The 24,609-nt window shown below is 60.2% G+C and carries 25 protein-coding genes and 1 pseudogene; 16 read left to right on the plus strand and 10 right to left on the minus strand.

Translation table 11 applies throughout. The annotated features are described in order from the left end of the window. Nucleotides 1–117 precede the first annotated feature (117 nt). Nucleotides 118–1,260, minus strand: a complete 1,143-nt coding sequence (locus BM300_RS15265; RefSeq protein ID WP_092148288.1) for an MFS transporter — start codon at nt 1,258–1,260, stop codon at nt 118–120. A 183-nt stretch (nt 1,261–1,443) separates the two neighbouring features. Further along, on the minus strand, nt 1,444–2,937 hold the full coding sequence (locus tag BM300_RS15270; protein ID WP_063323808.1) for an aldehyde dehydrogenase: 1,494 nt from the start codon (nt 2,935–2,937) through the stop codon (nt 1,444–1,446). Nucleotides 2,938–3,171: 234 nt separating this feature from the next. On the opposite strand from BM300_RS15270, the gene BM300_RS15275 reads away from it, so the two are divergent. Both BM300_RS15275 and BM300_RS15280 read left to right on the plus strand, forming a co-directional pair. After that, nucleotides 3,172–3,534 carry a cupin domain-containing protein gene (locus tag BM300_RS15275; protein ID WP_072343141.1) on the plus strand — a complete coding sequence of 121 codons (363 nt, stop codon included), beginning with the start codon at nt 3,172–3,174 and terminating at the stop codon, nt 3,532–3,534. Between the two features lie 165 nt (nt 3,535–3,699). After that, nucleotides 3,700–3,918, plus strand: a complete 219-nt coding sequence (locus BM300_RS15280) for a peptidase inhibitor (RefSeq protein WP_063323806.1) — start codon at nt 3,700–3,702, stop codon at nt 3,916–3,918. Between the two features lie 90 nt (nt 3,919–4,008). On the opposite strand, the gene rpmG is transcribed toward BM300_RS15280, so the two are convergent. Continuing rightward, nucleotides 4,009–4,164 carry a 50S ribosomal protein L33 gene (gene rpmG, locus BM300_RS15285; protein WP_003177274.1) on the minus strand — a complete coding sequence of 52 codons (156 nt, stop codon included), beginning with the start codon at nt 4,162–4,164 and terminating at the stop codon, nt 4,009–4,011. An 11-nt stretch (nt 4,165–4,175) separates the two neighbouring features. Beyond that, complete coding sequence (gene rpmB / locus BM300_RS15290; RefSeq protein WP_003177273.1) at nt 4,176–4,409, minus strand: 50S ribosomal protein L28; 234 nt, start codon at nt 4,407–4,409, stop codon at nt 4,176–4,178. A gap of 437 nt (nt 4,410–4,846) precedes the next feature. On the opposite strand from rpmB, the gene BM300_RS15295 reads away from it, so the two are divergent. Next, complete coding sequence (locus BM300_RS15295) at nt 4,847–6,436, plus strand: ABC transporter substrate-binding protein (RefSeq protein WP_092463246.1); 1,590 nt, start codon at nt 4,847–4,849, stop codon at nt 6,434–6,436. An 84-nt stretch (nt 6,437–6,520) separates the two neighbouring features. Here BM300_RS15295 and radC read toward each other — a convergent pair whose 3' ends face one another. Next, a complete protein-coding gene (gene radC / locus BM300_RS15300) occupies nt 6,521–7,195 on the minus strand; it encodes a RadC family protein (protein ID WP_092148294.1) in 675 nt (224 codons plus the stop codon). Between the two features lie 144 nt (nt 7,196–7,339). Here radC and coaBC point away from each other — a divergent pair, with 144 nt between their 5' ends. From coaBC to BM300_RS15330, 6 genes and pseudogenes are all read left to right on the plus strand, one after another. Next, the gene (coaBC, locus tag BM300_RS15305; RefSeq protein ID WP_003206865.1) at nt 7,340–8,548 is read left to right on the plus strand and encodes a bifunctional phosphopantothenoylcysteine decarboxylase/phosphopantothenate--cysteine ligase CoaBC; all 1,209 of its coding nucleotides are present in this window, start codon (nt 7,340–7,342) and stop codon (nt 8,546–8,548) included. Nucleotides 8,549–8,553: 5 nt separating this feature from the next. Next, the gene (dut, locus tag BM300_RS15310; protein WP_003206867.1) at nt 8,554–9,009 is read left to right on the plus strand and encodes a dUTP diphosphatase; all 456 of its coding nucleotides are present in this window, start codon (nt 8,554–8,556) and stop codon (nt 9,007–9,009) included. A 251-nt stretch (nt 9,010–9,260) separates the two neighbouring features. Beyond that, nucleotides 9,261–10,664: pseudogene (locus tag BM300_RS15315) on the plus strand (phosphomannomutase/phosphoglucomutase); the annotation flags it as partial. Between the two features lie 27 nt (nt 10,665–10,691). Beyond that, the gene (gene argB, locus BM300_RS15320) at nt 10,692–11,597 is read left to right on the plus strand and encodes an acetylglutamate kinase (RefSeq protein ID WP_003206871.1); all 906 of its coding nucleotides are present in this window, start codon (nt 10,692–10,694) and stop codon (nt 11,595–11,597) included. Between the two features lie 53 nt (nt 11,598–11,650). Further along, nucleotides 11,651–12,895: a type IV toxin-antitoxin system AbiEi family antitoxin gene (locus BM300_RS15325; RefSeq protein ID WP_256575835.1), complete on the plus strand. Its 1,245-nt coding sequence runs from the start codon at nt 11,651–11,653 to the stop codon at nt 12,893–12,895. After that, nucleotides 12,883–13,752 (plus strand): hypothetical protein, encoded by an 870-nt coding sequence (locus tag BM300_RS15330; protein ID WP_092221256.1) that lies wholly within the window; start codon nt 12,883–12,885, stop codon nt 13,750–13,752. The genes BM300_RS15325 and BM300_RS15330 overlap by 13 nt, the downstream gene beginning before the upstream one ends. A 44-nt stretch (nt 13,753–13,796) precedes the next feature. On the opposite strand, the gene pyrE is transcribed toward BM300_RS15330, so the two are convergent. Beyond that, the gene (pyrE, locus tag BM300_RS15335; RefSeq protein WP_092148297.1) at nt 13,797–14,441 is read right to left on the minus strand and encodes an orotate phosphoribosyltransferase; all 645 of its coding nucleotides are present in this window, start codon (nt 14,439–14,441) and stop codon (nt 13,797–13,799) included. 83 nt (nt 14,442–14,524) lie between these two features. Between pyrE and BM300_RS15340 the strand changes: the two genes are divergently transcribed. Further along, nucleotides 14,525–15,304, plus strand: coding sequence for an exodeoxyribonuclease III (locus BM300_RS15340; RefSeq protein WP_013694557.1), 780 nt, complete (start codon nt 14,525–14,527; stop codon nt 15,302–15,304). 93 nt (nt 15,305–15,397) lie between these two features. On the opposite strand, the gene gltS is transcribed toward BM300_RS15340, so the two are convergent. From gltS to rph, 3 genes are all read right to left on the minus strand, one after another. Further along, complete coding sequence (gene gltS, locus BM300_RS15345; RefSeq protein WP_092148300.1) at nt 15,398–16,606, minus strand: sodium/glutamate symporter; 1,209 nt, start codon at nt 16,604–16,606, stop codon at nt 15,398–15,400. Between the two features lie 362 nt (nt 16,607–16,968). Beyond that, entirely contained in the window at nt 16,969–17,337 is a 369-nt protein-coding gene (locus BM300_RS15350; protein ID WP_013694558.1) for a DUF4870 domain-containing protein, read from the minus strand. Between the two features lie 31 nt (nt 17,338–17,368). Next, nucleotides 17,369–18,091, minus strand: coding sequence for a ribonuclease PH (rph, locus tag BM300_RS15355; RefSeq protein WP_003177262.1), 723 nt, complete (start codon nt 18,089–18,091; stop codon nt 17,369–17,371). Nucleotides 18,092–18,365: 274 nt separating this feature from the next. Here rph and BM300_RS15360 point away from each other — a divergent pair, with 274 nt between their 5' ends. From BM300_RS15360 to BM300_RS15385, 6 genes are all read left to right on the plus strand, one after another. Further along, nucleotides 18,366–19,229, plus strand: coding sequence for a YicC/YloC family endoribonuclease (locus BM300_RS15360; protein WP_092463249.1), 864 nt, complete (start codon nt 18,366–18,368; stop codon nt 19,227–19,229). Between the two features lie 10 nt (nt 19,230–19,239). Continuing rightward, nucleotides 19,240–19,860, plus strand: coding sequence for a guanylate kinase (gmk, locus tag BM300_RS15365; RefSeq protein WP_003206877.1), 621 nt, complete (start codon nt 19,240–19,242; stop codon nt 19,858–19,860). A 167-nt stretch (nt 19,861–20,027) separates the two neighbouring features. Beyond that, nucleotides 20,028–20,291 (plus strand): DNA-directed RNA polymerase subunit omega, encoded by a 264-nt coding sequence (gene rpoZ, locus BM300_RS15370; RefSeq protein ID WP_003177259.1) that lies wholly within the window; start codon nt 20,028–20,030, stop codon nt 20,289–20,291. Nucleotides 20,292–20,351: 60 nt separating this feature from the next. Continuing rightward, complete coding sequence (spoT, locus tag BM300_RS15375) at nt 20,352–22,457, plus strand: bifunctional GTP diphosphokinase/guanosine-3',5'-bis pyrophosphate 3'-pyrophosphohydrolase (RefSeq protein ID WP_063323797.1); 2,106 nt, start codon at nt 20,352–20,354, stop codon at nt 22,455–22,457. Nucleotides 22,458–22,481: 24 nt separating this feature from the next. Next, nucleotides 22,482–22,862, plus strand: coding sequence for a RidA family protein (locus BM300_RS15380; protein ID WP_003206880.1), 381 nt, complete (start codon nt 22,482–22,484; stop codon nt 22,860–22,862). Between the two features lie 55 nt (nt 22,863–22,917). Then, nucleotides 22,918–23,658, plus strand: a complete 741-nt coding sequence (locus BM300_RS15385) for a hypothetical protein (protein ID WP_092148302.1) — start codon at nt 22,918–22,920, stop codon at nt 23,656–23,658. 51 nt (nt 23,659–23,709) lie between these two features. On the opposite strand, the gene BM300_RS15390 is transcribed toward BM300_RS15385, so the two are convergent. Next, complete coding sequence (locus BM300_RS15390) at nt 23,710–24,609, minus strand: DMT family transporter (RefSeq protein WP_063323795.1); 900 nt, start codon at nt 24,607–24,609, stop codon at nt 23,710–23,712.

Here is a 24,609-nt window from a genome sequence, read left to right on the forward strand (position 1 = left end):
CACCCCGCTGTTGTGGCGAGGGAGCTTGCTCCCGCTGGACTGCGAAGCAGTCCCGGCTTTTGCGGTTGCTGCGCAACCGAGCGGGAGCAAGCTCCCTCGCCACGGGGTTTGGTGTGCTCAGGCCGCTTGGGTCGCCCCGAACGCCCCCTGGCGCAACAGCAGGATCACCAGGCCAAACGCCCCTGCGGCCATGAACAAGGGCAGCGCATGCCCGCTGATCCACTGACTGCCCGCTCCCGCCACCAGTGGCCCGATCAGGCAACCAAGGCCCCACAGTTGCGCGACGTGGGCGTTGGCCCGCACCAGCGCATCGTCACGGTAACGCTCGCCGATCAGGATCAGCGACAACGTGAACAAACCGCCGGCACTGGCGCCGAACAGTACCCACAGCGGCCAGATCAACAGGGTATCGATCAACAGCGGAACCGCCAGGCTCGATAACGTCAGCGCCACTGCACAGCCCGTCAACAGCGCCCGACGAGACACGCGATCGGCCAGGGCACCAATGGGCAACTGCAACAGGGCATCACCGACCACCACGGTGCTGACCATGGCCAGCGCTACGTCGGCGGTGAAGCCCTGGCGCAGGCAATACACCGGCAGCAACGTGAGGATCATGGCCTCGAACGCAGCGAACAACGAGACCGCCCAGGCAATCGCCGGCAAGCCCCGGCAAAACGTCCACAAGTCGCCAAACGTAACGCTGCCGGCCTCGCTGCTCGGCGCACCGCTACGGCCCAGCAACAGTAAGGGTGCGATCAGCAGCAAACCGACACCCACCCAGAACCCGTAGTCATGAGCGGTCCCCAGCGCGCCCAGCAGCAGTGGGCCGGACAACTGGCTCAAGGCGTAGCTGCTGCCGTACAGCGCCACCAGTCGCCCACGCCATTTCTCAATGACCAGTTGGTTGATCCAACTCTCACCCAGAATGAACACCAAGGTCAGGACCACGCCAATCAACAGGCGCAGCAGCAGCCAGACCGGATAGCTGGGCAGCAGCGCCAGCAACCCGATGGACACCGCGCCGCCCCACAGGCACAGACGCATCAACGCTGCCGTGCCAAACCGCGCCGCCAGCCGGCTGGACACCTTGGCCCCGAGCAACACCCCCACGGCCGGCATGGCGGCCATCACGCCAATGGCGAACGAGCCATAGCCCCAGCCCTCCAGGCGCAGCGACACCAGCGGCATGCTCACGCCCAAGGCCAGGCCGACACTCAGGACAGACGCCAACACGGCGAAATAGGTCGCCCAACGCATTTCCACGCTCCTGTGGACAGTTATCAATCCCAAGCGCCACCCAAAACATTGTGGGAGCGAGCTTGCTCGCGATAGCGGCGCAACATTCAACAAAGTCGTCGACTGTCATACCGCGATCGCGAGCAAGCGCGCTCCCACAGGGGATGTGTGTCTACCGCAAATCTTCCGCTCCCACAAAAGGGATCAGAGTTTGATCCAGGTCGACTTCAGCTCGGTGTACTTGTCGAACGCATGCAGCGACTTGTCGCGACCATTACCCGATTGCTTGAAACCACCGAACGGCGCGGTCATGTCGCCGCCGTCGTACTGGTTGACCCAGACGCTGCCGGCACGCAGGGCCTTGGCGGTCAGGTGGGCCTTGGAGATGTCCTTGGTCCATACCGCCGCGGCCAGGCCGTACGGCGTGTCGTTGGCGATCTCGATGGCCTGCTCGGCGGTGTCGAAGGCAATGACCGACAAGACCGGGCCGAAAATCTCTTCCTGGGCGATTTTCATGGCGTTGCTCACGCCGTCGAAAATCGTCGGCTCGACGTACGTACCGCCCGTTTCCTCAAGGATGCGCTTGCCGCCGGCCACCAGTTTGGCGCCGTCGCTGTGACCGGCCTCGATGTAGGACAGCACGGTGTTCATCTGCTGGGTATCGACCAGGGCGCCGACATTGGTGGCCGGGTCCAGAGGGTTACCAGGCTTCCAGCCCTTGAGGGCTTCGATCACCAGTGGCAGGAACGTGTCCTTGATGGAACGCTCCACCAACAGCCGCGAGCCGGCAGTGCAAACTTCGCCCTGGTTGAAGGCGATGGCGCTGGCGGCGGATTCGGCGGCGGCTTGCAGGTCCGGGGCATCGGCGAACACGATGTTCGGGCTCTTGCCGCCGGCTTCCAGCCAGATACGTTTCATGTTGGATTCGCCGGAGTAGATCATCAGTTGCTTGGCGATCTTGGTAGAGCCGGTGAACACCAGCGTATCGACGTCCATATGCAGGGCCAGGGCCTTGCCGACGGTGTGGCCATAGCCTGGCAGCACGTTCAGCACGCCCTTCGGAATGCCGGCCTCGATCGCCAGTGCGGCGATGCGGAGAGCGGTCAGCGGGGATTTTTCCGACGGTTTGAGCACCACCGAGTTACCGGTGGACAGCGCCGGGCCGAGCTTCCAGCAGGCCATCATCAACGGGAAGTTCCAGGGCACGATAGCCCCCACGACACCCACCGGCTCACGGGTTACCAGGCCCAACTGATCGTGCGGCGTAGCCGCCACTTCGTCGTAGAGCTTGTCGATGGCTTCACCGCTCCAGCTCAAGGCTTGCGCCGCGCCGGGAACGTCGATGTTCAGGGAATCACTGATCGGCTTGCCCATGTCCAGGGTTTCGAGCAGGGCCAGTTCTTCGGCATGCTGCTTGAGCAGGCCGGCAAAACGAATCATGGTGGCTTTGCGCTTGCTGGGTGCCAGGCGCGACCAGACGCCGGAACTGAATGTGGCGCGGGCGTTTTCGACCGCACGCTGGGCGTCGGCGACGTCACAGCTGGCGATCTTGCCCAGCAGGCGGCCATCGACCGGGCTGAGGCAATCGAAGGTTTCGCCGGACACCGCATCAGTGTACTCGCCGTTGATGAAGGCGCGGCCCTCGATCTTCAGGTCGCGGGCGCGTTGTTCCCAGTCGGCACGAGTCAGGGTGGTCATGCGTGTGTCCTCCTCTTATTGAGTACGAACGCCGCGCGGTGCGCAGCGCTCAAAAGTATTCTGCCCAACCAGCCTGGTTTCGGCGCCGTTTTCGGCATAGGGCACCCGCCACCCTAAACCAGCGGCTGGTCATGTTTCAATATATTTGACACAACGCGGGCAAACGACCTTGCGATGTTCGTTTTAATAAACATAGACTCGAAGCCTTCCAAGCGATCACTGGGGATCACCCGCATGAGCATTCAGGACATCGTCGATTTCAGCCAGGCCAATACCACCGCCGAACGTTATCGCCCGGACCCGGCCAAGGTGTTCAAGGGCGACCCCGAGCAAACCGTGTTCAACCATTACAGCAGCCCCTGCGGGCAGATGAACGCGGGCGTATGGGAAGGCGCCGTCGGCCAGTGGACGGTCAATTACACCGAGCATGAGTATTGCGAGATCGTCCAGGGTGTTTCCGTGCTGCGGGACGACAATGGCAATGCCAAGACCCTGCGGGCTGGCGACCGCTTTGTGATCCCAGCGGGTTTCCAGGGCACTTGGGAAGTGCTGGAGCCGTGCCGCAAGATTTACGTGGTGTTCGAGCAGAAGGCTTGAGCCCCGCCGAAAAAGAAGCTGACACTCTATCGCTGGTAAAGACCAGCGCAGCAGATAAGACTGCTCACGGGCATCACGTATTTTATCGTCGCAACGGCACGCACAGGACGTGCGGCCAACCGACAGGTGAGCGCCCTGACCCTATCACTATTGCAAGGAGGCAATATGCCCGTCGTACCCGATCAATGCGATCTCGCCATCGCCCAATACACCATCGGCCAAAAATGCACCCCTCAATTGCTTGAAGAGGTTCGCGCCTTGGCCAATGGAGCCCCCGTCCGCGCCACAGGCCCGAAATATCCGTCGAGCTGGGACCTGCGTCCGCGCCGGATCAACCTGCACACCGACGCCGACAGGATCATTGTCAGCATCAACTGCGGCTGACCCCCTCGTCGCTGACCACACAATCCAAGCGCAACAAAAAAGGCCCGTATCTCGCGATACGGGCCTTTTTCGTAAGAAGGGAAAAATCAATTACTTGATTTTGCCTTCCTTGTAGATCACGTGCTTGCGAACAACCGGATCATATTTCTTGATCTCGATTTTGTCCGGGGTAGTACGCTTGTTCTTGTCGGTAGTGTAGAAGTGACCAGTACCGGCGCTCGAGATCAAACGAATCAATTCACGCATGATTAGCTCCCTTAAACCTTGCCATCGCGACGAAGTTCGGCCAGCACGACACTGATGCCACGCTTGTCGATGATACGCATGCCCTTGGCAGATACGCGCAGACGCACAAAACGTTTCTCTTCTTCAACCCAGAAGCGGTGATGCTGCAGGTTCGGCAGGAAACGACGACGGGTTTTGTTGTTTGCGTGGGAAATGTTATTCCCAGTCACCGGACCCTTACCGGTAACTTGACAGACTCTCGACATGCCTCAGCCCTCTAAAACCACATGCCCAACCCGGCATGGGTTGGCCGCTTAATCTCTCAGTCATTTGGCGCCAGGCGCCGCGTTTCTTTAAGGGTCTTACCGGCTACACCTACAGTGAAGGAACCGGGCCCCTAGAAAAGAGCGCTGCTTTATACCAGAAAGACCACAGCGCAACAACAGCCGATGTGATTTGTCTTCATGGCGAATCATCGACCAACCGCCCCGGGCGGCGGGGGCAGAGGCTGGCACAGCACCTTACCGCTCGTCGCTGCATGCAGGTTTTTTTCACCTGTGGCGATTTTTAGTCCATCCACGCGTTGGCGCAGAGTGCCGGAAAATGCAAAAAGGGGATAGTCATTTAGCGGCGAGCCCACTAGGGTAGGCCTTTTCCAGACTGCACTCGCAGATGGGCCTTCGACTTGCACAGGAAACCGACCATGCGCCTCGCTGCCCTACCATTGTTGCTCGCCCCTCTGCTGATCACCCCACAGGCCTTGGCCGCCGCCCTGAGCGTCTGTACCGAAGCCAGCCCGGAAGGGTTCGATGTCGTCCAGTACAACTCCCTGACGACCACCAACGCCTCCGCCGACGTGCTGATGAACCGCCTGGTGGACTTCGATACCGCCGGCGGCAAAGTGGTCCCCAGCCTGGCCGAGCGCTGGGAAGTCTCCACCGATGGCCTGACCTACGTGTTCAAGCTGCGGCCACAGGTCAAGTTCCACCACACCGACTACTTCACGCCGCGCCGCGACCTGACCGCCGAGGACGTGAAGTTCAGCTTCGAGCGCATGCTCGACCCGGCGAACCCCTGGCACAAGGTGGCGCAAAGCGGTTTCCCCCACGCCCAGTCCATGCAACTGCCAGCGCTGATCAAGAAAGTCGATGCGCTGGACCCGTTGACCGTGCGCTTCACCCTCGATCACGCCGACTCGACCTTCCTGGCGACGTTGAGCATGGGTTTTGCCTCCATTTACTCGGCCGAATACGCCGATCAGTTGATGAAGGCCGGTACGCCGGAAAAGCTCAATAGCCTGCCGATCGGCACCGGCCCGTTCATTTTCAGCCGGTTCCAGAAGGACGCCTCGATTCGCTACAAGGCCAACGACGCCTATTTCGGCGGCAAGCCCCAAGTGGACCCGCTGGTCTTCGCCATCACGCCGGATGCCAATGTGCGCCTGCAGAAACTGCGTCGCAACGAATGCCAGATCGCCCTGTCGCCCAAGCCGCTGGACGTACAAGCCGCCAAGCAAGAACCTACGCTGAAGGTCGAGCAGACCGACGCCTTCATGACCGCGTTCGTGGCCATCAACAGCCAGCATCCGCCGCTGGACAAGCCTGAGGTGCGCCAAGCCATCAACCTGGCCTTCGACAAGGCCAGCTACCTGAAGAGCGTCTTCGAAGGCACCGCCGAAGCCGCCAATGGCCCCTACCCGCCCAACACCTGGAGCTACGCCAAAAGCCTGCCCGGCTACGCCCATGATCTGGCCAAGGCCCGCGACCTGTTGGCCAAGGCCGGCTTGAAGGAAGGCTTCCAGACCACCATCTGGACCCGCCCTTCCGGCAGCCTGCTCAACCCCAACCCCAGCGTCGGCGCGCAACTGCTGCAGTCCGACCTGGCGCAGATCGGCATCCAGGCCGAGATCCGGGTGATCGAATGGGGCGAACTGATCCGTCGCGCCAAGGCCGGCGAACATGATTTGCTGTTCATGGGTTGGGCCGGCGACAACGGCGACCCGGACAACTTCCTCACGCCACAGTTTTCCTGCGCGGCGGTCAAGTCCGGCACCAACTTCGCCCGCTACTGCAATCCCGACCTGGACAAACTGATCAGCGCCGGCAAGACCACCGGCGAACAAGGCGTGCGGGCCAAGCTCTACGAGCAGGCCCAGGCCCAGATCCAGCAACAGGCCCTGTGGCTGCCCCTGGCGCACCCGACCGCGTTCGCCCTGGCCCGCAAGGATGTGCAGGGTTACTCGGTCAGCCCGTTTGGGCGGCAGGATTACTCGAAGGTCAGGCTCAAGCCGTAAGCTGCAAGCTGCAAGCTGCAAGCTCAAGAGCAGATCACACCCGGCTCTGAACTTGCGGCTTGAAGCTGACAGCTTGCCGCTGCCTCACATCCACCCATGCTCCGCCATCGACAGCGGCTCCCCATCGCCAACAATGAAGTGGTCGAGCACCCGCACATCGATCAGTTCCAACGCCTCCTGAAGCCGCTCAGTGAGCACCCGGTCGGCCTGGCTGGGCTCGGTGTTGCCGGAGGGGTGGTTGTGGCACAGGATCAACGCGGCGGCGTTGTGGGCCAGGGCGCGCTTGACGACCTGCCGGGGATGGACACTGGCGCTGTCGATAGAGCCGCGGAACAGTGCCTCGAAGGTCAGCACCTGGTGCTTGGCATTGAGAAACAGGCACCCGAACACCTCGTGGGGTTCGTGACGCAACATCGATTTCAGGTACTCACGCACCGCGAACGGGCTTTCCAGCGTGGTCTTTTCCCGTGCCCGTTCAGCCAAATGCCGACGACTCATTTCCTGAGCCGCTTGCAGTTGGGCAAACTTCGCCGGTCCGAGCCCCATATGATTACTGAATGTGATCTGATCGGCTTCAAGCAGCGCGCGCAGACTGCCAAATTGAATCAATAGTTGTCGCGCCAGATCCACCGCGCTTTTGCCCGACACGCCGGTGCGCAAAAAAATCGCCAGCAGCTCGGCGTCCGATAGACTCCCCGCCCCTAGCGCCAATAACCGCTCCCGTGGCCGCTCGGCCACGGGCCAATCGCGAATACTCATGGCATCTCCCTGATTGTGGGCGCCGCTGTTCCATAGCGGTCGCTGTGATATCGTAGCCCATCTTTTTTGCAGGCGATTTGCACCCTGGCAGCTGCTGCCAAGGGGTTCGTCTTGCACTGACCACTGAAATCGAAAGGCAGGCCTATGCAGCGGCTGTATCGGAAACGCATCGTTCTGGGCGTCGGCGGCGGCATTGCCGCCTACAAGAGCGCCGAGCTGGTTCGCAGGCTTATCGACCAGGGCGCGGAAGTACGGGTCGTCATGACCCGCGGTGGCAGCGAGTTCATTACCCCGCTGACCATGCAAGCCCTATCCGGGCACCCGGTCCACCTGGATCTGCTCGACCCGGCGGCCGAAGCCGCCATGGGTCACATCGAACTGGCCAAGTGGGCCGACCTGGTGCTGATCGCCCCGGCCACGGCCGACCTGATCGCCCGTTTGGCCCAGGGCATCGCCGACGACCTGCTGACCACCCTGGTGCTCGCCACCGACGCGGTGGTCGCCGTGGCGCCGGCCATGAACCAGGCCATGTGGCGCGACCCGGCCACCCAGGCCAACCTGCAATTGCTCGAAAGCCGCGCCCTGAAAGTCTTCGGCCCGGCCTCCGGCAGCCAGGCCTGCGGCGATGTCGGCATGGGCCGCATGCTTGAAGCCACCGACCTGGCCCAGTGCGCCGCCGACTGCTTCCAGCGCCAGGCCCTGACCGGCAAGCACGTGCTGATCACCGCCGGACCGACCCAGGAAAACATCGACCCGGTGCGCTACATCACCAACCACAGCTCCGGGAAAATGGGCTTCGCCCTGGCCGAAGCCGCGGTAGAAGCCGGCGCCCGGGTAACACTGATCACCGGCCCCGTGCACCTGCCGACTCCGGACCGGGTCACGCGCATCGATGTGGTCAGCGCCCGGGACATGCTCGCAGCCTGCGAGGCCGCCATCCCCTGCGACCTGTTCATCGCCTCGGCGGCGGTGGCGGACTACCGCCCCGAAGTCGTCGCCCCGCAAAAATTGAAGAAAGACCCTACAAGCGGCGACGGCCTGCTCCTGCAAATGGTGCGCAACCCGGACATCCTGGCCAGCATCGCCACCCGCCCCGACCGCCCGTTCAGTGTCGGCTTTGCCGCCGAGACCGAACACCTGCTCGATTACGCCGCACGCAAGCTCAAGGACAAGAATCTCGACTTGATCGTCGCCAACGACGTGGCCAACCCGAGCATCGGCTTCAACAGCGAAGAAAACGCCTGCAGCGTGATCGACCGCCAGTTGCACGCCACACTTTTCGCCCAGACCAGCAAGAGCAAGATTGCCCGCCAGCTGATCACTTTCATCGCCGAACGTCTGAACCAGGTTTAAATGTCATGCACGCCCTACAAGCCAAGATCCTCGACCCACGCATCGGCAACGAATTCCCGCTGCCGCAATACGCCACACCGGGCTCCGCCGGCCTCGACCTGCGGGCGATGCTCAAGCAGGACACGATCCTGGAGCCGGGCCAGACCCTGCTGATTCCTACCGGCCTGTCGGTGTACATCGGCGATCCTGGCCTGGCCGCGCTGATCCTGCCGCGCTCGGGCCTGGGCCATAAGCACGGCATCGTGCTGGGCAACCTGGTGGGCCTGATCGACTCCGACTATCAAGGCGAACTGATGGTGTCGTGCTGGAACCGCGGCCAAACAGCCTTCAACATTGCCGTGGGCGAACGCATCGCGCAGCTGGTGCTGGTGCCGGTGGTCCAGGCCCACTTCGAACTGGTCGAAGAATTCGACGAAAGCCAGCGTGGCGCGGGTGGTTTTGGGCATTCCGGCAGCCATTGACCGGTGTTTTCAAGCCGGGCGTCCTGCCCGGCCCGTTTGTGAAGCTTGTGTTTCAGGACAAAAAATGCGCAGTGGCTTTCTGCTAGGTTTCCCATCCGGAATCAACGTATTAGGCGAGCGAGGCCGGGATAACGCTGTCTCATGGCATTTTCCCACCACGAACTCTCTGTCAAAAACGCCGTCATACCCTTCAGCTTGAGCCTGCCGACGCGACCCGTCGGCCTGTCCAGTCACTTTCCTGATAGAGCGCCCCGCCCATGAACACCCCAGCCGCAATCGCCCCGATCTTCCCTGACAGCATCTTCCGCGCCTACGACATCCGTGGCGTGGTACCGGACACCCTTACCGCCGAAACCGCCTACTGGATCGGCCGGGCCATTGGCTCCCAGAGCCTGGCCCAGGGCGAACCGAACGTGTGTGTCGGCCGTGATGGCCGCTTGTCGGGGCCTGAGCTGGTCGAACAACTGATAAAAGGCGTCGCCGACAGTGGCTGCCACGTCAGCGACGTGGGCCTGGTGCCGACCCCGGCGCTGTACTACGCCGCCAACGTGCTGGCCGGCAAATCCGGAGTGATGCTCACCGGCAGCCACAACCCATCGAACTACAACGGTTTCAAGATCGTCATCGCTGGCGACACCCTTGCCAACGAGCAGATCCAGGCCCTGCACACCCGCCTCAAGACCAACGACCTGAGCAGCGGCCAGGGCAGCATCACCAAGGTCGATATCCTCGAACGCTACAACGACGAAATCGTCAAGGACGTGAAGCTCGCTCGTCGCCTGAAAGTGGTGGTCGACTGCGGCAACGGCGCGGCTGGCGTGATCGCCCCGCAACTGATCGAAGCCCTGAACTGCGAAGTCATCCCGCTGTTCTGCGACGTGGATGGCAACTTCCCTAACCACCACCCGGATCCGGGCAAGCTGGAAAACCTTGAAGACCTGATCGCCAAGGTCAAGGAAACGAACGCCGACCTGGGCCTGGCCTTCGACGGCGACGGCGACCGCGTGGGCGTGGTGACCAATACCGGCAGCGTGGTGTTCCCCGACCGCCTGCTGATGCTGTTTGCCAAGGACGTGGTAGCGCGCAATCCGAACGCCGAAATCATCTTCGACGTTAAATGCACCCGTCGCCTGGTGCCGTTGATCAAGGAATACGGCGGTCGTCCACTGATGTGGAAAACCGGCCATTCGCTGATCAAGAAGAAAATGAAACAAAGCGGCGCCCTGCTGGCCGGCGAAATGAGCGGCCACATCTTCTTCAAGGAGCGCTGGTTCGGTTTTGACGACGGCATCTACAGCGCCGCGCGCCTGCTGGAAATCCTCAGCAAGGAGAAATCCAGCGCCGAAGAGCTGTTCGCAACCTTCCCGAACGATATTTCTACGCCAGAAATCAATATCCATGTGACCGAAGAGAGCAAATTCAGCATCATTGATGCACTGCACGACGCTCAATGGGGCGAAGGCGCCGAACTGACCACCATCGATGGTGTGCGGGTCGACTATCCCCACGGCTGGGGCCTGGTTCGCGCATCCAACACCACACCGGTGCTGGTACTGCGTTTCGAGGCCGACAACGAGGCCGAACTGCAGCGCATCAAGGATGTGTTCCACACCCAACTCAAACGTGTTGCACCTGATCTCCAACTACCGTTTTGATTTTTTGAAGCACTACCGGAGCCCTGAATGACCCTCGAACGCGAAGCCGCCGCCAACACCGCCAAGGTCCTGTCCGAAGCGTTGCCTTATATCCGACGCTACGTCGGCAAGACCCTGGTGATCAAATACGGCGGCAACGCGATGGAAAGCGAGGAGCTCAAGACCGGCTTCGCCCGCGACATCGTGCTGATGAAGGCCGTGGGCATCAACCCGGTGGTGGTCCACGGCGGCGGCCCGCAAATCGGCGACCTGCTCAAGCGCCTGTCGATCGAAAGCCACTTCATCGATGGCATGCGCGTGACCGACGCGCAGACCATGGATGTGGTGGAAATGGTCCTGGGCGGCCAGGTCAACAAGGACATCGTCAACCTGATCAACCGTCATGGCGGCAGCGCCATCGGCCTGACAGGCAAGGACGCCGAGCTGATCCGGGCGAAGAAACTCACCGTAACCCGCCAGACACCGGAGATGACCCAGCCGGAAATCATCGACATCGGTCATGTGGGCGAAGTGGTCGGTATCAACACCGATCTGCTGAACCTGCTGGTCAAGGGCGACTTCATCCCGGTGATCGCACCCATCGGCGTGGGCGCCAACGGCGAGTCGTACAACATCAACGCCGACCTGGTGGCGGGCAAGGTGGCCGAGGCACTGAAAGCTGAAAAGCTGATGCTGCTGACCAACATCGCCGGCCTGATGGACAAGTCGGGCAAAGTCCTGACCGGACTGTCGACCCAGCAGGTCGATGACCTGATCGCCGACGGCACCATCTACGGCGGCATGCTGCCGAAGATTCGTTGCGCGCTGGAAGCGGTGCAGGGCGGCGTCGGCAGCTCGCTGATCATCGACGGCCGGGTGCCGAATGCGATTCTGCTGGAGATCTTCACCGATACTGGCGTGGGTACGTTGATCAGCAATCGCAAGCGGCCTTAATACCGGAAACGCAACAGATCGCGACCTTTACAGCTCCAATTGGATTTTCGAGTTTGCGAAAATCCGTTAGGGCTGGCGAGGCTCGCGATTTTTTTTGCGCTCGAGAATGTCGAGAGAAGCTGGATTTTCATCAAATACGCGCCTTTCAACAAACGCTGAAACTGCCATATTTATTGAAAATACTGGAAGAATTTCACCAGTTGACCTATTTTCAACATTCGTTGAAAAGGGCTCCATCAATGAAAGATTTCGAAAAAAGCTCAAAAGAGGCGTTGTGCGATCTCCTGCGCAAAGTGCCAATCATCGAAATAAAAAGCCTGGAAGCCGCGCCGCAGACAAAATACTGGGCCCCCGATTTCATCGTTGAAATAGCCACATCGGGTAAATCTCGCTCTCTGGTCTGCGAGGTTAAAGCCAGTGGGCAGCCCAGATTTGTAAACGCAGCCATCCTTCAGCTTCGTGACTACGTAACTGCGTGGGACATTGAAGTCACAGCTATCGTAATCGCCCCCTATCTCTCGCCCGCTGCCAGGCAGGCATGTCGGGAAAAAGGTGTCGGCTACTTGGACCTTGAGGGTAATGCCTGGATTTCATTCGATGGCGTATTCATCGACCGTCAAGTTGCGGATAAGCCGCCAGCAGAACATAGAGAGCTGAAGTCACTCTTCAAGCCGAAGTCAGCACAGATCCTTCGTGCAATGCTGCGCGAACCGGCCCATGCATGGCGGGTAATTGAGCTCTCCGAAGCGGCCAGCACAAGCTTGGGTCAAGTCAGCAATGTGCGTACCGCCCTGCTTGATCGGGAATGGGGGCAGGTAACAAGCAATGGATTCTTCCTATGCGATCCTCAGGCCCTGCTGGATGCATGGGTCGAGGCCTACGAACCTCCATCGGGGGAGCGTAAAAAGTTCTATACCACCTTACATGGCAGCGCCCTGGAAAATGCAGCGCGGAGCGTTATTGGCGAACAGAGCTGCGGGCGCACGCTTTTCTCCTCGTTTTCCGCCGCGCAATGGCTCGCGCCCTATGCCCGTGTGGGCACGCATTACTTTTATGCCGACAGTGAAGGGTTGGATAAACTGATCGAAGCTCTACAGCTTGTCCCTGCGGCCAAGGGCGAAAATGTGGTGATCACCGTTCCCAGGGACGAAGGACTTTTACTGGACACCGTCGAAGCAGCACCCGGCGTGCTGTGCACCAGCCCGGTTCAGACCTATCTGGATTTGACGGTGGCCGGAGAACGCGCAAAAGAAGCTGCTGAGTATTTACGCCAGGAAAAATTGACATGGCCCCGTTAGTGCCGCAAGAGCCTCAATCTGCCTCGGATTATGAGGATAGGACTACGGCCGCAGTGAAGGCCGTGCTCGTCGAAATGGGCCAGATTCTGGGAAGTTTCAAAGGCAAGTTCGCAGTGATCGGAGGAGCGGTGCCATGGCTGCTCCTTGCCCATAATGACATGCCGCATGTGGGTACGCTCGACGTCGACTTGAGCCTAGATGCAGAAGCACTTGGCGATGGCGAGTACGCAACACTGGTCGAGGCCCTGATGGGCAATGGGTATGAGCAAAGAGGAGAGCTACGACGCTTCCAGCTCGTTCGCCAGGTTCCCGTGAACGATGGGGGCGCCCCGATAGATGTGATCGTGGATTTCTTGATGCCTCGCGATGCCGAGATCATCCAGAATAAACCGCCTATCCTGAATGACTTTGCGGTTCAACGTGCCGATGGCGCCGATTTGGCAATGCGGTTCTATCAGATGGTCGCGATTGAAGGCCCCATGCCAACTGGCGGCAAAAATCGCGTCGAGGTTGCCGTTTGCTCTATCCCGGCACTGCTCGCGATGAAGGGCTATGCCCTTAATGGGCGACATAAGCAAAAAGACGCCTACGACATCTACTATTGCGTCCGTAATTATCCAGGTGGCATAGCGGCACTCGCTGAAGAATGCCGCCCCGTCATTGAAACCGGAAGTGGCGAACAAGGCTTCCTGCACATCTGCCAAAAATTTGATGTAGCCGACGGCTATGGCCCGACCTCTGTAAGGCGTTTCGTCGAAGACAGCCAAATCCTTGAGGATCGGACCCCGGACCAGTGGCAACAGGACGCGTTTGGACAAGTGGATGCTTTACTGCGCGCCCTTTGCCTTCGCAAGTGAGCGCCACTGAATAAAAGGCCCTGTCTCACAGGGCCTTTGGTTTTTCAGACACCAAACTGCGCCCGATAAGCCTCAACCGCCGGCAAATGCTGCTTGAGCTGCGGATCGTCGGCCAAAAACTCCAGCACCTGGTTCAGCGACACAATGCTGATCACCGGAATGCCGAAGTCACGCTCCACTTCCTGGATCGCCGACAGCTCACCGTTGCCGCGCTCCTGGCGGTTCAGGGCGATCAGCACGCCAGCGGCCTTGGCGCCTTCCTGGGCAGCGATGATCTGCATCACTTCGCGAATGGCAGTGCCGGCAGTGATGACGTCGTCGATGATCAACACGTCGCCGGTCAGCGGGGCACCCACCAGGCTGCCGCCTTCGCCATGGGCCTTGGCTTCCTTGCGGTTGAAGCACCAAGGCAAGTCGCGGTCGTGATGTTCAGCCAGGGCGACGGCAGTGGTGGCGGCCAGCGGGATGCCTTTGTAGGCTGGGCCGAACAGCACGTCGAACGGGATGCCGCTCTCGACGATGGCCGCCGCATAGAAACGACCCAGTTGCGCCAAGGCAGAACCGCTGTTGAACAGGCCGGCATTGAAGAAGTACGGGCTGGTGCGCCCGGACTTGAGGGTGAACTCACCGAAGCGCAAAACGCCGCGATCGATGGCAAAGCGAATGAAATCGCGCTGATACGCCTGCATGAAAAAAAGCCTCAAATACCGCGGATTTAGCTAAATAGGTACACGGCGTGTATCATACACGCACGTGATTTTTGGGGCCATTTATGCGGATCATCAGTGTGAACGTCAATGGTATTCAGGCTGCAGTCGAGCGTGGTTTGCTCAGTTGGCTGCAAGCACAGAATGCCGACGTCATCTGCCTGCAGGACACCCGCGCCTCCGCCTTTGAACTGGACGATGCAGCCTTCCAACTGGATGGTTACTTCCTTTATGCCTGCGATGCCGAAGTCCCCGCCCAGGGTGGCGTGGCTTTGTACTCGCGGCTGCAACCGAAGGCTGTCATCAACGGTCTCGGTTTCGAGACGGCGGACCGCTACGGGCGCTACCTGCAAGCCGATTTCGACAAGGTCAGCATCGCGACCTTACTGCTCCCTTCGGGGCAGAACGGCGATGAAGATTTGAATCAGAAATTCAAGTTGATGGACGACTTCGCCCGTTATCTGGATAAACAGCGGCGCAAACGTCGCGAGTACATCTATTGTGGCTCGCTGTACGTGGCGCAACAGAAGCTGGATATCAAGAACTGGCGCGACAGCCAGCAATCTCCTGGTTTCCTGGCGCCGGAACGGGCCTGGATGGACGAGATCATTGGCAACATGGGTTATGTCGACGCCCTGCGCGAAGTCAGCCGTGAAGGCGACCAGTACAGCTGGTGGCCGGACAACGAACAGGCCGAGATGCTCAACCTTGGCTGGCGCTTCGACTACCAGTTGCTGACGCCTGGCCTGCGCCGCTTCGTACGCAGCGCCCGCCTGCCGCGCCAGCCACGGTTCTCGCAGCATGCGCCGCTGATCGTGGATTACGACTGGACGCTGACCATCTAGCGTACCGGCGACATTCCCAGGTCGACTGAAAAAGAAAATGCCCGTATCGCAAGATACGGGCATTTTTTATGGCGAACGCTACCGCGCAGAACCTCAAGCCACGGCAAACAACGGCAGGGCAAGGTACAACTTGATGACGATGACGTTAATGATATCGATGAAGAACGCTCCCACCATCGGTACCACCAGAAACGCTATCTGTGAAGGCCCGTAGCGCTGAGTCACTGCCTGCATGTTGGCGATGGCCGTCGGCGTGGCGCCCAACCCAAAACCGCAATGCCCTGCCGCCAAGACGGCTGCATCGTAATGACTGCCCATGATTCTGAACGTCACGAAAATCGCAAACAGCGCCATGACCAATGTCTGGGCCGCCAGGATAATGAATATCGGCAATGCCAGTGACGCCAGGTCCCACAACTTGAGTGACATCAAGGCGATAGCCAGAAACAGTGACAGGCTGACATTGCCAAGTACGGATACTTCTCGCTCAAAGACCTGATACAAGCCAAGTGCCGAAAGTCCATTGCGCAAGACCACCCCCACGAACAAGACACAAACGAACGTCGGCAACTCGAATGCGGTGTCGTGGAGCTGCCCATTCAAGAGCGTACCGGCCAGAAGGCTGACTGCAATCAGGGCGAGCGTCTCAATAAACGAAAACGGCGTAATCGAGCGCTCTTTGTTCGGCTGTTCGAAACCCTTGGGTATCCGGGGCTTTTCTGATTCAAGACCGCCGGGTGACTGAACACGCTTGATGAGCAGGCGCGCAACCGGCCCACCGATCAAGCCACCTAACACCAAGCCAAACGTCGCAGAAGCCATCGCAAGTTCGGAGGCAGAAGCCAGGCCGAACTTCTCGCTGAACACCGTCCCCCACGCCGCGCCAGTACCGTGACCGCCCGCCAAGGTGATCGAGCCAGTCAGCAACCCCATCAACGGATCGAGCTCCAGCACTGTTGCGAGCCCGATGCCCATGGCGTTCTGGACCACCAACAGGCCGACGACCGCCAGCAGGAAAATCCCAACCACGCGCCCGCCTTTCTTCAGGCTCGCGAAGTCCGCGCTCAGGCCAATCGTGGCAAAAAATGCCAGCATCAACGGTGTCTGCAATGAAGTATCAAATCGAACTTCAACTTCAAGCCCCCGCAAAGCCAGGAGCACCAGGGCAACTACCAGCCCGCCCGCTACAGGCTCAGGGATATTGTAGGCGCGAAGGAAACCAACACGCGTAACAAGTCCGCGCCCCAGCAAAAGCACCAGAGAGGCGGCGACAAGTGTTCCATAGAAATCGAGCTGAAACATGAGTGTTTATTCTTTGAACATATATTCAGGGGCGAACTTTTTACCTGGACACGCCTCTTGAACAGGTTGATTGCCTCAACACTGATTGGCTTTGAATTCAAGGACCTTCAATGGTCTGAATATATCGAAATATTTCTGAAGGAATATAACTTGGCGCAACTCTATCAATCGAAGCGTCTTATTGCCAAGCATAGAGACCGCACTAAAGCCGTGCAGTTGTGACTAGAAGTGTAAGAGCGGAATATGCGCACAATAACTCGCTACGCAATGGGAAACTGCACATAAAAAGAAACATTTATGACTTCAAAAAAGACAATGCCCCGATAGGCCGGGGCATTGTCCTTGGATCGCAGGGCTGATCGTTATTTGACCAGGCGCCAGGTAAACGGATACCGATACGGCTGCCCTTCATTGGCCTTCACGCCACCAATGATCGTCAGCACAAGCGCACCGATGGCCACCAGGCCGAACAGGAAGAAGCCGATCACCACGACCATCAGCAGCAGGCTGATCGCCGAGGCAATCGCCACGGTGATCTGGAAGTTCAGCGCTTCCTTGCCCTGGGCATCGATGAACGGGTCGGACTCACGCTTGAGCTGCCAGAGCACCAGCGGCCCGATCAGCGTGCCGAACGGAATCCAGATCCCCAACAAGGCGGACAGGTGACAAAACATTGCCCATTGACGCGCCTCTTTGCTCGGCTGGGGCAGTAGGATTTGCTCATCACTCATGACACTCTCCTTGTCTTGAAGCGGGAATCGATCAGTCAGCCAAGGCGGCCTTTTGCAGTTCGAAGATCTCGTTCATGCCTTTCTTCGCCAATTCCAGCATAGCGTTCAATTCTTCTGGCTGGAACGGCGCGCCCTCGGCAGTGCCCTGGACTTCGATGAAACCGCCGGCACTGGTCATGACCACGTTCAGGTCAGTCTCGGCAGCGGAGTCTTCCAGGTAATCCAGGTCCAGCACCGGCTCGCCCTGGTACATGCCCACGGACACAGCGGCAATCATTTGCTTGAGCGGGTCGCCGCCCTTGAGGCCGCCGCGCTTCTTGATCACTTTCAAGGCATCGACCAGGGCGACCATGGCCCCGGTGATGGAGGCAGTACGGGTACCGCCATCGGCCTGGATCACGTCGCAATCGACATACAGCGTCACGTCGCCCAACTTGGACATGTCCAGAGCGGCACGCAGCGAACGGCCGATCAAGCGTTGGATTTCCAGGGTACGACCGCCCTGCTTGCCACGGCTGGCCTCACGCTGGTTCCGCTCACCCGTGGCGCGCGGCAGCATGCCGTATTCGGCCGTCAGCCAGCCCTGGCCCTGCCCCTTGAGGAAGCGTGGCACGCCGTTTTCGACACTGACAGTGCAGATGACTTTGGTATCACCGAATTCGACCAGTACAGATCCCTCGGCGTGTTTGGTGTAGTTGCGGGTAATGCGGATCGAGCGAAGCTGATCGGCAGCGCGACCACTTGGACGTTTCATAGGGAATACCTGTACGGAGGACGGAAAACTGCCGAGCATTATAGAGCCGTGAATCGTCATAGGGCAGTCAAACGTCACTCGGCTCCAAAAAGCCGGCGCGAGCGAAGCCGCGCAAAGGCCTGCCCGACGGGTTGCAGCGCTTTGTCACATGCGCGTTTGGGGCATGCGCTTCACTGCGCTACAATCCTGCGCCTTTGCTGCCCTTCGGCTTTTATTCACAGATTCCAGGCCCCACCACCACCCGTTGTGGCCGCCTGCATTGCGAGGACCCTCCATGGTGCACAGCATGACCGCTTTCGCCCGCGTCGAAAAAGCCGGGGCCCAAGGCACGCTGAGCTGGGAACTGCGTTCGGTCAACAGCCGCTACCTGGAGCCACACCTGCGCCTGCCCGAGTCTTTCCGCGACCTCGAAGGCGGCGTGCGCGAGGCGCTGCGCCAGTGCCTGTCCCGGGGCAAGCTGGAATGCACCCTGCGCTTCACCGAAGAAAGCACTGGCAAAGCCTTGCAGGTGGACCGTGAGCGCGCCGCGCAACTGGTCGCCGCGGCCGAAACCGTCGCCAGCCTGATCAAGCATCCTGCCGCCTTGAACCCACTGGAAGTCCTGGCCTGGCCCGGCGTGCTGGTGGGCGATGCGAGCGACCCCCAAGCGCTGAACGCCGAGGCGATGACGCTGTTCAATGAAGGTCTCAAGGAACTCAAGGCCGGCCGCGAGCGCGAAGGCGCGGAGCTGGCCCGACTGATCAACGAGCGCCTAACCTCCATCGAAGAAGACGTCAGCACCCTGCGCGAACTGGTCCCGCAGATGCTCGCCACCCAGCGCCAGAAAGTCCTCGACCGCTTCACCGACATGAAGGCCGAGCTGGACCCGCAACGCCTGGAACAGGAAATGGTCATGCTCGCGCAAAAGAGCGACGTGGCCGAAGAACTGGATCGCCTGAGCACCCACATCATCGAAGTTCGCCGGGTGCTCAAGTCCGGCGGCGCGGCCGGTCGCCGCCTCGACTTCCTGATGCAGGAGCTCAACCGCGAAGCCAATACACTGGGCTCCAAAGCCTTCGACCCGCGCAGCACCCAGGCGGCGGTCAACCTCAAGGTGTTGATCGAACAAATGCGCGAACAAGTGCAGAACATTGAGTAAGGCTAACGACATGACCCACAGCACCGGCACCCTCTACATCATTTCCGCGCCCTCGGGCGCCGGCAAGACCAGCCTGGTCAAGGCACTGATCGATGCCGAACCGCAGATCCGCGTCTCGGTCTCGCACACTACCCGCGCCATGCGTCCGGGCGAAGTGAATGGTGTGAACTATCACTTCGTCGACCGCGAAGAGTTCGTGAAGATGGCCGAACACGGCGACTTCCTGGAGCGCGCCGAAGTTTTCGGCAACCTTTATGGTACTTCGCAAAGTTACTTGCAGCAGACCCTGGACGAAGGTCACGACCTGATCCTGGAAATCGACTGGCAAGGCGCCGAGCAGGTGCGCAAGCTGATGCCCCAGGCTCGTTCGATCTTTATCCTGCCGCCAAGCCAGCAAGCCTTGCGCCAGCGCCTGACCAACCGTGGCCAGGACAGCGACGACATCATCGAGGGCCGGATGCGCGAAGCGGTCAGCGAGATGAGTCACTACGTCGACTATGATTACCTGATCATCAACGACGATTTCGCCCACGCGCTGGACGACCTGAAGGCGATTTTCCGCGCCAGCCAGCTGCAGCAGAAACGCCAACAGCAACGTTTCGGCAAATTATTGGCCGAATTGTTGGGCTGAACAGCCCTTCCCAAAACCGCTGCGACGGCTTTACATTGGTAGTCGCAGCGCGCCGAGGGGTTTGGTTAAAAAATCAGCGCTTCCCTAAACGCTGGTGTTTTTTTAAACTGTCGAGTCCGCTCGCCCAACCGGGCAGCGCGCATATTGCATTCGCTCCGAGGAATACCATGGCCCGCGTAACCGTTGAAGACTGCCTAGAACACGTGGAAAACCGCTTTGAGCTGGTCATGCTCTCTACCAAGCGTGCCCGTCAACTGGCCACCGGCGGCAAAGAGCCATTGGTCCAGTGGGAAAACGACAAGCCTACAGTAGTAGCGCTGCGTGAAATCGCCGAGGGCCTGATGAGCTACGAGTTCATCGCCAACGCTGAAATCGTCGAAGACGAACCGCTGTTCGCAGCGTTCGAGGACGAGTCCAACGAGGCGGTCTAAGCCTATGCCTGGTCGACGTAGCACGGCGCGGGGTCACAGCAGACGGCAGGAGTCATCATCATGCCGAGCATAGACGCCCTCGCCGATCGCTTATCGGCCTATCTCGGCACGGACCAGGTCAACCTGGTCCGCCGAGCCTATTTCTACGCTGAACAAGCCCACGACGGCCAACGCCGCCGCAGTGGCGAGGCGTACGTCACGCATCCTCTTGCGGTGGCGAATATTCTTGCCGACATGCACATGGACCATCAGAGCCTGATGGCGGCGATGCTGCATGACGTGATCGAAGACACCGGCATTGCCAAGGAAGCGCTGCAAGCGCAGTTCGGCGAAACCGTGGCCGAACTGGTCGACGGGGTCAGCAAGCTGACCCAGATGAACTTCGAGACCAAGGCCGAGGCCCAGGCCGAGAACTTCCAGAAAATGGCCATGGCCATGGCACGCGACATTCGCGTGATCCTGGTCAAGCTCGCCGACCGCCTGCACAACATGCGCACCCTGGAAGTGCTGTCCGGCGAAAAACGCCGGCGCATCGCCAAGGAAACCCTGGAAATCTACGCACCCATCGCCAATCGCCTGGGCATGCACGCGATCCGCATCGAGTTCGAAGACCTCGGCTTCAAGGCCATGCACCCGATGCGTTCGGCGCGGATCAACCAGGCCGTCAAGCGCGCCCGGGGCAACCGCAAGGAAATCGTCAACAAGATCGAAGAATCCCTGAGCCACTGCCTGGCCATCGACGGCATCGAAGGCGAAGTCAGCGGGCGGCAGAAACACCTCTACGGCATCTACAAGAAAATGCGCGGCAAGCGTCGGGCCTTCAACGAGATCATGGACGTCTACGCGTTCCGGATCATCGTCGACAAGGTCGACACCTGCTATCGCGTGCTGGGAGCTGTACATAATTTGTACAAACCGTTGCCGGGGCGCTTCAAGGATTACATCGCGATTCCCAAGGCCAACGGCTATCAGTCGCTGCACACCACGCTGTTCGGCATGCACGGCGTACCCATCGAAATCCAGATCCGCACCCGCGAAATGGAAGAGATGGCCAACAACGGCATCGCCGCCCATTGGCTGTACAAATCCAGCGGCGACGAACAACCCAAGAGCACCCATGCCCGCGCCCGGCAGTGGGTCAAGGGTGTGCTGGAAATGCAGCAGCGCGCCGGCAACTCCCTGGAGTTCATCGAGAGCGTGAAGATCGACCTGTTCCCGGACGAGGTCTACGTCTTTACGCCCAAGGGCCGGATCATGGAGCTGCCCAAAGGCTCCACGGCCGTGGACTTTGCCTATGCGGTACACACCGACGTCGGCAACAGTTGCATCGCGTGCCGGATCAACCGCCGCCTGGCACCGTTGTCCGAACCGCTGCAAAGCGGCTCCACGGTGGAAATTGTCAGCGCCCCGGGCGCACGACCCAACCCGGCATGGCTCAATTTCGTGGTCACCGGCAAGGCCCGCACCCATATCCGTCATGCCCTGAAACTGCAACGCCGCTCCGAATCCATCAGCCTCGGTGAACGCCTGCTGAACAAGGTATTGAACGGTTTCGACAGCTCCCTGGACAAGATCCCGGCCGAGCGTGTGCAACTGATGCTCAATGAATACCGCCTCGAACTGATCGAAGACCTGCTCGAAGACATCGGCCTGGGCAATCGCATGGCCTACGTCGTTGCCCGTCGGCTGCTCGGTGAAGGCGAACAGTTGCCAAGCCCCGAAGGTCCGCTGGCGATTCGCGGCACCGAGGGCCTGGTGCTCAGTTATGCCAAGTGCTGTACACCGATCCCGGGCGACCCGATTGTCGGCCATTTGTCCGCCGGCAAAGGGATGGTGGTGCACCTGGACAACTGCCGCAACATCAGCGAAATCCGTCATAACCCGGAAAAATGCATCCAGCTCTCCTGGGCCAAGGATGTCACCGGCGAATTCAACGTCGAGCTGCGGGTCGAGCTGGAGCACCAGCGCGGCCTGATCGCGCTGCTGGCCAGCAGCGTCAATGCCGCCGACGGCAATATCGAAAAAATCAGCATGGACGAACGCGATGGCCGCATCAGCGTCGTTCAATTGGTAGTCAGCGTACACGACCGTGTGCACCTGGCCCGCGTGATCAAGAAACTGCGCGCCCTGACCGGCGTTATCCGCATCACCCGGATGCGCGCGTAGCCCATTCGTTATCAGGAGTCATTCATGACCAAGACTGTTATCACCAGCGACAAGGCCCCGGCCGCCATCGGTACTTATTCCCAGGCGATCAAGGCCGGCAACACCGTGTACATGTCGGGCCAGATTCCACTGGACCCCAAGACCATGGAGCTGGTGGAAGGCTTCGAAGCCCAGACCGTGCAGGTGTTCGAAAACCTCAAGGCCGTGGCTGAGGCCGCAGGTGGTTCGTTCAAGGACATCGTCAAGCTGAACATCTTCCTCACCGACCTGAGCCACTTCGCCAAGGTCAACGAGGTGATGGGCAAGTACTTCGACCAGCCTTACCCTGCCCGCGCCGCCATCGGCGTGGCCGCCCTGCCCAAGGGCGCTCAGGTTGAGATGGATGCCATCCTGGTCATCGAGTAATAAGGCCGGCGCAGCCTCCCCTGCTGCGCCGTTTTCGTTCTGAAAGGATTCCACCATGCGCAAAGCGCTTGCTCTCTCGCTGGCTGCCCTGCTTCTGGGCGGTTGCGCCAGCGACCCTGCCGACCGTGACATCAGCGGCACCTGGATCAACCAAGCAGCCATCGACGCTGCCGCCAAGGGCGGCCCGCTTCGCGAAGCGCTGCAGGGCTACGGCCCGAACCTGGAATGGGACGTCAACACCCGGGCCGGTCAGGCGCGCTACACCAACGGCTTTGAAAACGTCGAAGGCAAGTTGCTGGGCGAAGAAGACGGCGCCTGGAAAGTCGATTTCTACGGCAGCTCCGCCAGCGAACTCAAGCGCGATGGCGACCAGTTAAGCCAGGCCGCCACCGAGAACGAACCGCAGCAGGTGTTCGACCGGGCGTCAGTCCAGGTACCCGCAGGTGCGCCGATCGGCGCCAGTTTCGAGCGAGCGCTGTATACCGCCTACCTGGGTGGCACCTGGAGCATCGTCAACGGCCCCGGCCAGGGCGCCAGCGTGCAATTCCAGCCCGACGGCCAGGTCAGCGGGCTGCCGGGCGCCGATCGTTACGCCTTGTGCCTGGCCGGCGATTGCGCCTCCATGAGCGGTGGCAACGACAACATCTGGTTGCAGCAGAACGGCCAGGGCAACACCTGGATCTTTGCCCGCGACGGCAAGCGGCTGGAGATTTTCCAGACCGTCAACGCCGCGCTGGCCGATGAAATGCCGTCGTTCACGCCGGGGACTCGGCAATGGGTGCTGGAAAAGCAGTAAGGGATAGGGCGCCTCGAAATAAATGTACGGGCGCCCCACGCCGGTAAAGGTTCACACGCGAGAGGGGACAGGCTTTCTTCTGCCCAGGCGGATCAGCTCATTGGAGAAACACAGCCCAATGATGATCAGCAGTGCGCCCGGGTACAGGCTTTCGCGTGGCACCTCATTGAGCACAACAAATGCCAGCAGTGCGGCGAACAGCGGCTCGGTCAGCTCCAAGGCTTGCACCTGGGATGGCTTGAGGTACTCGATTGCCTTGGTGGTGCAAAAAAAGCCGAGGATGGTCGGCAGCGCGGCCAGCGCCAGCAGTGCGGCAATCGCCCAGGGCGACAGCTCACCGATCACGAAGCCGTCGGCCGAAGCCGGCATCAGCAAGTACAGGCTGCCGAAGAACAGCAACTGACGAGTGAAGTGCAGCCCACCGGACACGCCCATCCGTTTCATGGCTACCGAAAACGCCCCATAGCCGCAGCCCGCCATGGACGCGAGCGCAACGCCTTGGAGCGTGAAGCCCTGCCGCAGATCGGCGCCAAAGATCACCGCGATTCCGGCGATCGCCAAGGCGGCGCCCACAGTGGCGTTCGCGGTGATCGCATCCTTGAGGATTATGCGTCCGAGCACAATCGAGGAAATGGAAGCACTGGCCATCAGCATCACGACTACACCCGCCGCAGCGTAATGCCGATAGGCAGCCGTTTCGAAGTGGAACAGCACAAAGATACCGAGAAACGCGCAGATCGCCGCCTGGGTCCATTTGGCCGTCGTCGCCGGACGCTTGATAAACAGCAGCAAGGCCGAGAGCAGTAGACAACCCAGGACGGTCTTTATGACGGCGACACTGCTGGCGGTGAAGCCATTGCTCATGAGCACTTTGCTGAGCACGCCTATCGTGGCGTTAAGTGCGGCGGCGGAGAGTGCAAAGATAACGCCTTTGCTGAAACTGGCTTGCAT

It is taken from the genome of Pseudomonas sp. NFACC46-3 (assembly GCF_900114515.1).
Classification (GTDB): Bacteria; Pseudomonadota; Gammaproteobacteria; order Pseudomonadales; family Pseudomonadaceae; genus Aquipseudomonas; species Aquipseudomonas fluorescens_Q.